Annotated in this window: 12 protein-coding genes and 1 tRNA gene; 8 read left to right on the top strand and 5 right to left on the bottom strand. The window is 72.3% G+C overall.

The window, feature by feature from the left end; translation table 11 throughout:
- From VNG13_01080 to VNG13_01070, 3 genes are all read right to left on the bottom strand, one after another.
- Positions 1-281 (bottom strand): hypothetical protein (locus VNG13_01080; protein ID HVA59114.1); only part of this gene is annotated, 281 nt, incomplete at its 3' end.
- A gap of 147 nt (positions 282-428) precedes the next feature.
- A complete protein-coding gene (locus VNG13_01075; GenBank protein ID HVA59113.1) occupies positions 429-944 on the bottom strand; it encodes a hypothetical protein in 516 nt (171 codons plus the stop codon).
- 28 nt (positions 945-972) lie between these two features.
- A tRNA-Arg gene (locus tag VNG13_01070) sits at positions 973-1,046 on the bottom strand.
- Between the two features lie 179 nt (positions 1,047-1,225).
- Here VNG13_01070 and ssb point away from each other — a divergent pair.
- Together ssb and ettA are read left to right on the top strand one after the other, a co-directional pair.
- Positions 1,226-1,732: a single-stranded DNA-binding protein gene (gene ssb, locus VNG13_01065; protein HVA59112.1), complete on the top strand. Its 507-nt coding sequence runs from the start codon at positions 1,226-1,228 to the stop codon at positions 1,730-1,732.
- Between the two features lie 30 nt (positions 1,733-1,762).
- Complete coding sequence (gene ettA / locus VNG13_01060) at positions 1,763-3,436, top strand: energy-dependent translational throttle protein EttA (GenBank protein HVA59111.1); 1,674 nt, start codon at positions 1,763-1,765, stop codon at positions 3,434-3,436.
- Between the two features lie 7 nt (positions 3,437-3,443).
- Here ettA and VNG13_01055 read toward each other — a convergent pair whose 3' ends face one another.
- A complete protein-coding gene (locus VNG13_01055) occupies positions 3,444-3,815 on the bottom strand; it encodes a globin (GenBank protein ID HVA59110.1) in 372 nt (123 codons plus the stop codon).
- Between the two features lie 83 nt (positions 3,816-3,898).
- Between VNG13_01055 and VNG13_01050 the strand changes: the two genes are divergently transcribed.
- The 6 genes from VNG13_01050 (at position 3,899) to VNG13_01025 (ending at position 9,297) form a co-directional block, all read left to right on the top strand.
- Positions 3,899-4,321, top strand: a complete 423-nt coding sequence (locus tag VNG13_01050) for an OsmC family protein (GenBank protein ID HVA59109.1) — start codon at positions 3,899-3,901, stop codon at positions 4,319-4,321.
- Between the two features lie 102 nt (positions 4,322-4,423).
- A complete protein-coding gene (locus tag VNG13_01045; protein HVA59108.1) occupies positions 4,424-4,945 on the top strand; it encodes an HNH endonuclease in 522 nt (173 codons plus the stop codon).
- Between the two features lie 21 nt (positions 4,946-4,966).
- Entirely contained in the window at positions 4,967-6,385 is a 1,419-nt protein-coding gene (locus VNG13_01040) for an amidase (GenBank protein ID HVA59107.1), read from the top strand.
- Positions 6,382-8,580: a 4-alpha-glucanotransferase gene (gene malQ, locus VNG13_01035; protein ID HVA59106.1), complete on the top strand. Its 2,199-nt coding sequence runs from the start codon at positions 6,382-6,384 to the stop codon at positions 8,578-8,580. Before VNG13_01040 ends, malQ begins: the two co-directional genes overlap by 4 nt.
- Positions 8,577-8,927: a hypothetical protein gene (locus VNG13_01030; GenBank protein HVA59105.1), complete on the top strand. Its 351-nt coding sequence runs from the start codon at positions 8,577-8,579 to the stop codon at positions 8,925-8,927. Before malQ ends, VNG13_01030 begins: the two co-directional genes overlap by 4 nt.
- On the top strand, positions 8,914-9,297 hold the full coding sequence (locus VNG13_01025) for a DUF5130 family protein (GenBank protein ID HVA59104.1): 384 nt from the start codon (positions 8,914-8,916) through the stop codon (positions 9,295-9,297). Before VNG13_01030 ends, VNG13_01025 begins: the two co-directional genes overlap by 14 nt.
- Positions 9,298-9,315: 18 nt before the next feature.
- Here VNG13_01025 and pepN read toward each other — a convergent pair whose 3' ends face one another.
- Positions 9,316-11,859, bottom strand: a complete 2,544-nt coding sequence (gene pepN / locus VNG13_01020) for an aminopeptidase N (GenBank protein HVA59103.1) — start codon at positions 11,857-11,859, stop codon at positions 9,316-9,318.
- Between the last annotated feature and the right edge of the window lie 88 nt (positions 11,860-11,947).

Here is an 11,947-nt window from a genome sequence, read left to right as displayed (position 1 = left end):
ACGAGGCGCCGCTGGTGCGGGTCATCTTCGACCTGTACACCAAGAAGCACCTCGGCGCCCGGTCGATCGGCAACTGGCTCACCGAACGCGGCCACCGCACCAAAGCCGGACGGCCCTGGAACATGCCAGCGGTCCTCACGGTACTGCGCAACCGCGCCTACCTCGGCGAGGTCTACTTCCGAGACAGCTACCACGCCGCTCCGCACCCGCCACTCGTCGAACAGGCGACGTTCGATGCCGCCCAGCAGATCCTCATCGCCCGTGGCGAGGACCACGCCCAACGGGCCTCCAACGGTTCGGACTACCTGCTCGCCGGACTTATCACCTGCACCCGCTGCGGTGCCCGCTTCGTCGGCGGTGCCGCCAACGGCAACCGCTACCGGTACCGCTACTACACCTGCTACACCCGCCACCGCTACGGCGCCGGCTCATGCGACGCCGAACGTCTCAACGCCGAGCAACTCGACCGGGCGGTCCTCGACCGGCTTCTCGACACGTTCACCAACACCAACCTCGTTGATGACGCCCTTGCCGCCGGGCGGGACCGGGCCGGTGAACAGCAACACCGAGTCCGTGACGAACTCACCGCCCTCGACGGCGAGCTGTGCAAGACCGAAGAGGCCATCGAGCGCTACCTGCTCGCCTTCGAAGCCGGCACGCTGCCCGAGGCCGCGTGCAGCCAGCGTATCCAAACCCTGGCACACAAGACCGCGGAACTGCGTGAGCGCCGCTTCCAGCTTGCCGCCGACCTCGACGCGAGCCCTCAAGGCCCGACGCACGACGAGCTGGAGGCCTTGCGCGATCGGGTACAGAAGGTCATCGCCGACGGCGACACCGGCGCCCAGAAGCAGCTGCTCTACGCCCTCGTCCACGAGGTGCGGGCCGCTGCCCGCAGCGACATCCAGCCGATCTTCAAGATCCCGAACGCCAGCCAGCCCCCGCACCCAAAGGTTCGGAAGCTGACAGGACCGGCGCGCCCGGCAGGACTTGAACCTGCGACCTATGGATTAGAAGTCCACCGCTCTATCCAGCTGAGCTACGGGCGCCCGGATCCGCGGATCTCGGACCCGTCCCAGTGTCGCAGCCCCGACCCGACTGTCCACAACCCGCGGAAGACGCCGAGCCGTCCACAGTCTGGCCGCGGTCCATGGCGCGGCCCATCCGGGCGGCCCACCGTAGGTCGGGTGCGCGGCGACCGGCGCCGGGCCCTATGGAGGTGGATCACATGGAGACCTACGTCACGGTCTGCGGCAACCTGGTCGCCGACCCGACCCGGCGCGCCACCCAGGGCGGTGTGGCCGTCACCGGAATTCGGCTCGCCTCGACGCCGCGGCGCTTCGACCGGGTCAGCAACGAGTGGAAGGACGGCACGACCCTGTTCATCAACGTCAGCTGCTGGCGCGTCCTGGGCGACAACGTCGTGGAATCCTTGACGAAGGGCGACCCCGTGGTCGTCTACGGCCGGCTGACCCTGCGCTCGTGGACCGACAAGGACGGCCAGGCCCGGAACACCTACGAGATCGACGCCTCGGTCGTCGGTCCCGACCTGTCCCGGGGGACCTGCCGGGTCACCCGGCGCGGTCACGCGCCCGCCCCTGACGGCTGGCTCGACGGCGCCGGCGGTCCGGGAGCCGACACGCCGCCGGACCCGGAGTCCGTCGCCACGGACCCGGGGCGTTCCGACGACGTCACCGACGACCTGGCCGCAGCCGGCGCCGCCGCCCCGGCATAGTCGGGATGGGTACCCGCTTACCCTGGAGCTATGGCCCAGTACATCTTCTCGATGCGTCGCGTCCGCAAGGCGCATGGCGACAAGGTCGTCCTGGACGACGTGACCCTGGCCTTCCTGCCCGGAGCGAAGATCGGCGTCGTGGGGCCGAACGGTGCCGGGAAGTCGAGCGTCCTGCGCATCATGGCCGGTCTCGACCACCCGTCCAACGGCGACGCTGTCCTCAGCCCGGGTTACACGGTAGGCATGCTCCAGCAGGAACCCCAGCTCGACGAGACCCTCGACGTGCGGGGCAACGTGGAACTCGGTGTCGCGGAGACCCGCCGCCTGCTCCAGCGGTTCGACGAGGTCACCGGGGCGCTCGGCTCGGCCGACGACGACGAGATGACCCGGCTGCTCGAGGAGATGGGCGAGCTCCAGGAGCGGCTGGACCACGTGGGGGCGTGGGATCTCGACAGTCAACTGGAGCAGGCGATGGACGCGCTGCGCCTGCCACCGGGCGACGCCGTCGTGGGTCTGCTCTCCGGAGGCGAGCGGCGCCGGGTCGCGCTGTGCCGGCTCCTCCTCGAAGCGCCGGACCTGCTGCTCCTGGACGAGCCGACCAACCACCTCGACGCCGAGAGCGTCCAGTGGCTCGAGCAGCATCTGGCCGCCTACCCGGGGACCGTGCTCGCCGTCACCCACGATCGCTATTTCCTCGACAACGTGGCCCAGTGGATCCTCGAGCTCGACCGCGGCCGGGCCTACCCCTACGAGGGGAACTACACGACCTACCTCGACACCAAGGCCACCCGGATGACGGTCGAGGGCCAGAAGGACGTCAAGCGCAAGAAGGAGATCGAGCGCGAGCTGGAGTGGGTCCGGTCCAACCCCCGGGCGCGGCAGGCGAAGAGCAAGGCTCGGCTGGCCCGGTTCGAGGAGCTGGTGAGCGAAGCCGATCGCCGCGGCCCGCTGGACACCGACGCGATCCAGATCCCTCCGGGCCCCCGGCTCGGCGGCCTCGTCATCGAGTCGGACCGGCTGACCAAGGGCTACGGCGATCGGCTGCTGATCGAGGACCTGTCGTTCTCCTTGCCCAGGGGCGGCATCGTCGGCGTCATCGGTCCCAACGGCGTGGGCAAGACCACCCTGTTCAAGATGCTGATCGGTGAGGAGCACCCGGAGGGCGGGACGCTCAAGCTCGGGGAGACGGTCAAGATCGCCTACGTCGACCAGTCCCGGTCCGCCCTCGAGCCCGGGAAGACCGTGTGGCAGGCGGTCTCGGATGGCCTCGACCACATGAAGGTCGGAAGCCGGGAGATGCCCTCCCGCGCGTATGTCGCCAGCTTCGGCTTCAAGGGGCCCGACCAGCAGAAGCCGGTGGGCGTCCTGTCCGGGGGCGAGCGCAACCGGCTGAATCTGGCGCTCACGTTGAAGGACGGCGGCAACGTGCTGCTGCTCGACGAACCGACGAACGACCTCGACGTGGAGACCCTGCGCTCGCTGGAGGACGGGCTCGAGCAGTTCCCCGGATGCGCCGTGGTCATCAGTCACGACCGTTGGTTCCTCGATCGGGTCGCCACCCACATGCTGGCCTGGGAAGGCGGCGCCTCCTGGTTCTGGTTCGAGGGGAACTTCGCCGACTACGAGGCGAACAAGGTGGAACGGCTCGGCGCCGAGGCCGCCCGCCCGCACCGGGTGACCCACCGTCGGCTGGTCCGCGGCTGACCGAGCGTCACTCGAAGACGTTGACCAGCGAGTGGGCGGCCGCCACCAGGTAGTCCCACAGTTCCCGGTCCGGTTCCGGCTCGAGCCCCAGCTCGTCGAGCGCGCCGCGCATCCGGGCCAGCCAGGCGTCGCGGGCGGCCGGCGTCACCGCGAACGGGGCGTGCCGCTGGCGAAGCCGCGGATGACCCCGCAGCGTCGAGTAGGTACGCGGCCCGCCCCAGTACTGGACGAGGAACAGGCGCAGCCGCTCCTCGGCCGGCCCGAGATCCGACTCGGGGTAGAGCGGCCCGAGCACCGGATCGGCAGCGACCCCGGAATAGAACCGGGCCACCAGCCGGCGAAACACCGCCTCCCCCCCCACCTCCTCGTACAGACTCACCGCCACATCATCGCCCGCTGTCGGGGCGGGCGGACGCGGCGGGCAGGATGGAACCCACCGTCGCATCGGCGAGAGGAGCCGCTATGCCCACCCGTACGGCCAACGCGCACTGGGAGGGTTCCCTCGCCGCGGGCAAGGGGACCGTCTCCCTCGACTCCTCCGGTGCCGGCTCGTTCGACGTGAGCTGGCCCGCTCGGGCCGAGCAGCCGGGGGGGCTGACCAGCCCCGAGGAGCTCATCGCCGCCGCGCACGCCTCCTGCTTCTCGATGGCGCTGTCCTCCGGGCTGTCCAAGGCCGGTACGCCGCCCCGGACCCTGGACACCAGGGCGGAGGTCACCCTCGAGGTGGGCACCGGCATCACCGGGATCCAGCTGACCGTCCGCGGATCGGTCGACGGGATCGACGAGGCGACCTTCGTGGCCGCAGCCGAGCAGGCGAAAGAGAACTGTCCGGTGAGCAAGGCGCTGACCGGCACCACGATCCGCCTCGAGGCCTCGCTTGGGTGAGCCGTCCCCCGGCGCGGTGCGGATGTCACACGTGCGCGAAGGCCGCCGGTCGGGTTCACTAGTGGGACGCCGGGTGCCCGGTCCCGGCAGCGGAGGACGCCGGTGTCGCACGCGCTCGTGCTCAACGCGACGTTCGAGCCTCTGTGCGTCGTGCCGTCACGTCGTGCCGTCGTCCTCGTGCTCACCGAAAAGGCGATCTCGCTCGAGGTCGGTGAGCAGGTGGTCCACAGCGAGCGGATCGCCGTCGAGGTGCCGGTGGTCGTGCGGCTCACCCGGTTCGTTCGGGTGCCCTTTCGGTCCAGCGTGCCGCTGACCCGGCGCGGGGTTTTCGCCCGCGACGGCGGGCGCTGCGTCTATTGCAACGCCCCCGCGACGAGCCTCGACCACGTGGTGCCGAAGAGCCGCGGCGGGGCGCACGACTGGGAGAACGTCGTGTCCTGCTGCCGGCGGTGCAACCACGCGAAGGCGGATCGCCCGATCGGGGAGCTCGGCTGGCGGCTGCACCGGCAGCCGCGGGCGCCGAGTGGGATCGCCTGGCGTGTCCTCGGCGCCGGCCGGGTGCTCCCGTGCTGGGCGCCGTACCTGGACGACGGGCTCCTCGTCGACGGGATCGCAACGGCGTGACGGGCTGACGGGCTGATCTCGATGGCCCAGTTGCACGATCTCACCGCACTCGAGCAGGCGCTCGCCGTGCGCCGCGGTGAGGTCAGTCCGGTCGAGCTCGCCGAGCACTACCTGGACCGGATCTCGAGCGGCTCGGTCCGGCTCGGCGCATTCGTCACGGTGACCGCGGACGCCGCGCTGATCGCTGCGAAGGCGGCCGAGCGGCTGGTGGCGCAGCGGGCGGATCTCCCGCCCCTGCACGGCGTGCCCATCGCCATCAAGGACCTCAACCTCACCGCGGGCGTCCGCACCTCGCTGGGCAGCCGCATCTACCAGGAGTTCGTCCCCGCCATCGACGATGACGTGGTCACCCGCCTCGCCGCGGCCGGCACGGTGAGTCTCGGCAAGACGAACACCCCCGAGTTCGGCTTGCCCTGCTACACCGAACCGGATGTGGCGCCGCCGGCGCGAACCCCCTGGGACCTCGACCGGTCTGCGGGTGGCTCGAGCGGCGGCGCCGCCGCGGCGGTCGCCGGCGGTCTCCTGCCGTTCGCGCAGGGCAGCGACGGCGGCGGGTCGATCCGGATCCCGGCGAGCGTCTGCGGCCTCGTCGGGGTGAAGGTCAGCCGGGGCCGGGTCAGCAACGGGCCGCTGTCCGGGGACGTCAACGGCCTGGCGTCGAACGGTCCGCTCGCCCGGACCGTCGCCGACGCCGCCGCGTTGCTTGACGCGATGGCCGGCCCGATGCCGGGCGACCCCTACTGGGCGCCGCCGCTCGCGGCGGGGGAGACGTTCCTCGGGCACGCCCGGCGGGCCCCGGGCAGGTTGCGCATCGGCCGGTACCGGCGGCCGGTGCTCGCCGACGCCGAGGTGCACCCGGACTGTGTCGCGGCCTACGAGTCGGCCAGCCGGCTGCTCGCGGACCTGGGGCACGAGGTCGTCGACACCGACCCACCGTTCGGGCCCCAGCTGGTGCCCGTCTTCGAGGTTGTCTGGGCCGTCGGCGCCGCGGGGATCCCCGTGGACCCGCCCCGCGAACGGGAGCTGCGCCCGCTGACCCGGTGGCTCCGCGAGCGTGGCCGGGCGACGACCGGGCCGGCGTTCGCGGCGGCCCTGACCGAGATGCGCCAGGCCGCCCGACGGGCGATCGAGCAGAGCGCCGGCTTCGACGCGGTGCTGACACCGACCCTGGCCCAGCCGCCGGCCCGGGTCGGCGGCCTGCGCGACGACGACGACCCGGCCGCCGACTTCGAGGCGCAGAAACGGTTCACGCCGTTCACCGCGACGTACAACGTCACCGGTCAGCCGGCGATCAGCCTGCCGTTGCACTGGACGACGGGTGGGTTGCCGATCGGGGTCCAGCTCGTCGGCCGGCCGGCCGACGAGGCCACCCTGTTCTCCCTCGCCGCCCAGCTCGAAGCGGCCAGCCCCTGGCTGGACCGCCGCCCGGCCGGATGGTGAAAGCGAGCCCGGGTCGCCCGTCGGTGCTCGCCCGGCCGGACCTCGATCCGGACCTGGCCCGGCTGGCCGACGCGCACGGCGTGGCGACCTGGTACGAGGATCAGGCGCATCGACCGGTCGCGGTGCACGGTGACACCCTGGTCGCGGTGCTCGACGCCCTCGGCGTGGACGCGTCGAGTCCGGATAGCCGGGCGGCGGCCCTGCGTGCGGCCCGCTCGAGCGAACTGCGCCGGGTCGCCCCACCGGTTGTCGTCAGCCGGTCCGGCGCCGTCGGGTTCGTGGAGCTGCACGCGCCCGCCGGTGTGCGGATCACCGCGCGGATCCGGGCGGAGACCGGTCGGGAGCGGGCCATCCCGCCGCCGGTGGCGCGAGGTGGGCTCCTCGACATCGACGGTGCCCGGATCGCGACCCTCACCCTCGCCCTGCCCGGCGACCTGCCGATCGGCTGGCACCGGCTGCTCGTCGACGTCGGCGAGGAACACGTCGAGGTGCCGGTGGCGGTGACGCCGTACCGCCTGCCCCCACCGGACCGGACCTGGGGCTGGGCGGTGCAGCTCTACGCGACGCGCTCCGCCGCGTCCTGGGGGGTCGGGGATCTCGCCGATCTGCGCCGGCTCGCCGGCTGGAGCGCGCACGCACACCATGCCGGGCTGCTGCTGGTCAATCCGCTGCACGCGGTCGCGCCGGTCACCCCGGTCGAGCCGTCGCCGTACTCCCCGGCGAGTCGTCGTTTCATCAATCCGGTGTACATCCGGGTCGCGGATACCCCGGAGTACGCCGCCGCCAGCCCCGAGGTCCGCGCCGCCGTCGACGCCTTCCGACCGGCGGTGGACCCCGACATCGTCGACCGCGACCGGACCTGGCGCGCGCTCAGCGCCGCGCTCCGGCTGCTCTGGCGGTCCGTGCCGCACCGCGATCTCTCCGGATTTCGGGAGGCCCACCCGGCGGTGGACGATTTCGCGCTCTGGTCGGTCCTCGCCGCCGAGCACGGCCGGCACTTCCGCTCCTGGCCGGTCGAGTTGCGCAGGCCGCGCTCGGCGGCGGTCGACCGGATCCGGGCCGCGCGGGCCGACGACGTCGACTTCCAGGTGTGGCTTCAGCTCGTCGCGGCCGAGCAGCTCGACCTGGCCCAGCGGGCCGGGCGCGAGGCGGGGATGTCGATCGGGATCATCCACGACCTCGCGGTGGGCGTCGACCCCGGCGGCGCCGACGCCTGGGCACTTCAGGACCTGCTGGCCGGCCGGGCCACGATGGGGGCGCCCCCGGACGAGTTCAACCAGCAGGGCCAGGACTGGAGGCTGCCGCCCTGGCATCCGGCGGCGCTCCGCGAATCCGCCTACGCCCCGTTCCGGGAGATCGTCCGGGCGGCCGTCCAGCACGGCGGCGGGATCCGGGTGGACCACATCCTCGGGCTGTTCCGGCTGTGGTGGGTGCCGGCCGGGCGATCGCCGGCCGACGGCACCTACGTCCGCTACCGGGCCGACGAGCTGCTCGGCGTGCTCGCCCTCGAGGCCTACCGCGGGGGTGCCGTCGTCGTCGGCGAGGACCTCGGGACGGTGGAGCCCCAGGTGGCGCGCGAGCTGCTGCGCCGGGGGATCCTCGGCAGCGCGGTGCTCTGGTTCGAGTCCGAGCCGTTCGAACGGTGGCGCGAGCTGGCGGTGGCCAGCGTCACGACGCACGACCTGCCGACCGCCGCCGGCTTCCTCGCCGGCGAGCATGTCCGGGTCCGGGCCGAGCTCGGCCAGCTCCGCCGGCCGGTCGCCGCGGAGCGGGCGGCGGCCGAGGAGGAGCGGCTGCGGCTGGTCGAGCGGCTGGAGCGCAGCGGCCTGGCCGAGCCGGGCGCCAGCCCCGAGCAACTGGTGACCGCCATGTACGCGGGGCTGGCCCGCAGCCCGGCCCGGCTCGTCGTGGCGGGGCTGGCCGACGCGGTCGGGGACCTGCGCCAGCCGAACCTGCCCGGAACGACCGAGGAGTACCCGAACTGGCGGCTGCCGATCGCCGAACCGCGGCCGCCGGACGGCCATCGCTCGCTGTCCTTGGACGAGCTCGAAACCCATCCTGCGGTGGCCCGGCTCGCCCGGGTGCTCGCCGACGGGATCCGGGGTGGGGGGTCCGGTGCCGCCCGGCCGGGGTCCGGTACCGTTCCAGCCGATCAGGTCCGGTCCGACGCTCGACTGCCCGGGAGACCTTCGTGAGGACCCGCATCGCCCTGCGCACCGCCGCGATCGCGACCGGGGTCGTGGTGGCGATGACCGTGACCGCGCCCGCCTGGGCGGGCGGCGTCGAGGACGGGGTGGTGCCCGGCTCGCACCTGGGCGTCGGCCTGGCCCTCGCGATCTTCGGCGGGATCCCGCTGGCCCTGTTCGCCCTGATCTCCCTGCTCTGCGTTGGTCCCGGACTCGCCCGCCGGCCGCGCTACCGGCCGGGGCGGCCGTGGACCCACGATCCGGTCTGGTTCGCCGGGCCGCCCGACCCGGGCGCCGCCGTGCGGGCCGCCGTGCCCCGGCTCCAGGCGAAGGGGGGCGTCGGTGCCGACTGGTGAGCCGTTCACCGACGGTCAGCTCGCCGAGGTCGACCGGGTGCTCGCTGCCGCCTCAGCGGAAACCGGCCTGCTGTTCTCGGTGTTCGTCGGCGAGCCGGAGGGCACCCCGCGAGACGCCGCCGAGACGATGCACGCGGCCCTCGGCCCGACGGCCGCCTCGGCGGTACTCGTCCTGGTCGCGCCGGGTAGCCGACGGCTGGAGATCGTGACCGGTCGGGACGTCCGGCACCGGCTACCCGACCGGGTCTGCGGGCTCGCGGCGCTGTCCATGGCGTCGGCGTTCACCGGCGGGGATCTGGTCGGGGGGATCACCAGCGGCGTGCTGATGCTCGCCGAGGCGGCCGGTCGCGTCCCGGTCCAGGTCCGGTGAAACGGGTCGCCACCCGGCTCAGCAGCGGGCGTCGCGCGACCGCCCGTTGAGAACCCGGACCACCCCGGCCCGTCCCTCGAGGATTAGCCGCCGAAGCGCCGGCGGCGGGTCGGTCTCGCGCAGGAAGCGATCGCTGCGCTCGATCGTCGCCGGTTCGATGAACAGCCCGGGATAGAGCCCGACCGCGACGTTCTGCGCCATCTCGCCGGGACGCTGCTCCCACATCCGACCGACCTCGGCGAAGTAGCGCTCCACGAACGGCCGCAGCACATCGGGCTGTTCGATCTGCGCGAAGCCGCCGATGATCGCCGACTGGATCGCGTTGGGCACCGTCTCGTCGTCGACGGCGAGCCGCCACGCTTCGGCCTTCGCCTCGCCGCTCGGCCGCGCGGCCCGGGCCCCGGCCGCGTGGCGGGCACCGGCCGCCGTCGCGTCCCGCGCCAACTCGGCGTCGATCTCGACGTCCCCCGCTCTACCTATAACGACCAGCCGCCGCAGCAGGTGCCAGCGCAACTCGGCGTCGACGACCAGTCCGGGCAGGAGTTCCCGGCCGGCGAGCAGATCCTCGACCAGGTCCAGGTCGGCGGGGCTGGTCGCCGCGGAGGCGAACGCCCGGACCCAGGCGAGCTGATGGTCGCCGGCCGGTTCGGCCGCGAGCATGGACGCCCGCGCCGCGGCGGCGAACCGGGTGAGCAGGGGCTCGCGATGTTCCGGGGCGGCGTAGAGGTTTATCGCGGTGAGGCCGAGCCGCTGAAGCGATTGCACCAGACCGATGTCGTCCTCGGCGCCGATGCCGGACAGGACCAGGCCGACGTAGTCGCTCGCGGCGAGCTCCGCGTCCCGGGTCATGTCCCAGGCCGCCCCCCAGCAAAGCGCGCGCGGCAGGCTGTCCTCGAAACCGCCGATGTGCTCGAGCAGCGTGCCGAGCGAATGCTCGTCGAGCCGGATCTTGGCGTAGGTGAGGTCGTCGTCGTTGAGCAGGACGAGGCTCGGCCGGGGCACCCCGATCAGTTGCGGGATCCCGGTCGCGGCTCCGCTGACATCCGTCTCGATCCGGGTGCGCCGGACCAGGCGGCCCCCGGTCAGGTCGTAGAGCCCGATCGCGATCCGGTGGGTGCGCAGCGTCGGGTGCTCCTCCGGAGCCTCCTGCACGACGGTGAAGGCGGTGAACGTGCCGTCCGGACCGACGTCCAGTTGCGGGCGCAGGGTGTTCAGCCCCGCCGTCTCCAGCCATTCCTTCGACCAGCCGGTGAGCTCCCGCCCGGATGCCGCCTCGAGCTGTTCGAGCAGGTCGGCCAGTGCGGTGTTCTGGTAGGCGAACCGCTCGAAATAGTTCCGCAGGCCGGCGAAGAACGGATCGTGACCGACGTATGCGACCAGCTGCTTGAGCGCCGACGCCCCCTTGGCGTAGGTGATCCCGTCGAAGTTGACGAGCACCGCCTCGATGTCGACGATGTCCGCGGCGATCGGGTGCGTCGAGGGCAGCTGATCCTGCCGGTAGGCCCAGGACTTTTCGAGGTTGGCGAACGTGGTCCACCCGCTCGCGAACCGGGTGGCGACCACCTGCGCGAGCACGCTCACGTAGGAGGCGAACGACTCGTTGAGCCACAGGTCGTCCCACCAGCGCATCGTCACGAGGTTGCCGAACCACATGTGGGCCATCTCGTGCAGCAGGGTCTCGGCCCGCCGCTCGTAGGCCGAGTCGGTGACCTTGGATCGGAAGACGTAGTCCTCGAGGAACGTCACGCACCCGACGTTCTCCATCGCCCCGGCGTTGAACTCGGGGACGAACAGCTGGTCGTATTTCCCGAACGGGTAGCGGCGGCCGAAGGCGTCGTGGAAGAAGTCGAAGCCCTGCTTGGTGAGGGTGAAGAGTTCCTCGGCGTCGAGGTGCTCCGCGAGCGAGGCCCGGCAGAACAGCCCCAGCTCGATGCCGTCGTGCTCGTCGCGCACGAAGTGGTATGGCCCGGCGACGACGGCCGTGACGTAGCTGGAGATCCGGGCGGTCGGCTCGAAGGTCCAGTGGCTGGTTGCGTTCCCCCGGGGGTCCGGTCGGCCCGGATAGTTCGAGACGACCGTCCACGATTGCGGGGCGGTCACGTTGAACTGGAAGGACGCCTTGAGGTCGGGTTGATCGAAGCAGGCGTACATCCGGTGCGCGTCGAACGTCTCGAACTGAGAGTAGAGGTAGACGGCGTCGTCGACCGGGTCGGTGAAGCGGTGCAGTCCCTCGCCGGTCCGGTTGTAGACGCAGTCCGCGTCGACGCGCAACTCGTTGTCGGCCGCGAGGCCGGCGAGCCGGAGCCGATGCCCGTCGAAGCCGGCGGCCACGTCGACCGGGGAGCCGTTGAGGGTGGCCGCCCGGATCCGGTCGGCGGTGAGGTCGACGAAGCTGTCGGCTCCGGGCGTCCGGCAGGCGAACCGGATCGTGGTCGTGGACCGGAACGTGGCGGCACCGGAGATCGCCCCGCACAGGTCGAGGTCGACCCGGTAGTCGGTGACCTCGAGCAGCGCCGCCCGCGCCCGGGCCTCGTCGCGGGTCAGGTTGTTCTGTGTGGTCACCGTGTGGACTCCTTCGTCCCTGCCTGGCGGAGAGTCTGGCAGACGTCGCCGCGCTGGTACCGGTGGCCGTAGGCTCGCAACGAGACGC

The organism is Mycobacteriales bacterium (assembly GCA_035533475.1).
GTDB lineage: Bacteria > Actinomycetota > Actinomycetes > DATLTS01 > DATLTS01 > DATLTS01.
The sequence above is the reverse complement of the archived record's forward strand: the minus strand, read 5'-3'. Positions and strand labels throughout refer to the sequence as shown.

Coding starts and splice junctions, on each gene's coding strand:
- ettA (HVA59111.1), top strand. CDS start 1,763: ATGGCCCAGTACATCTTCTCGATGCGTCGCGTCCGCAAGGCGCATGGC.
- VNG13_01050 (HVA59109.1), top strand. CDS start 3,899: ATGCCCACCCGTACGGCCAACGCGCACTGGGAGGGTTCCCTCGCCGCG.
- ssb (HVA59112.1), top strand. CDS start 1,226: ATGGAGACCTACGTCACGGTCTGCGGCAACCTGGTCGCCGACCCGACC.
- VNG13_01040 (HVA59107.1), top strand. CDS start 4,967: ATGGCCCAGTTGCACGATCTCACCGCACTCGAGCAGGCGCTCGCCGTG.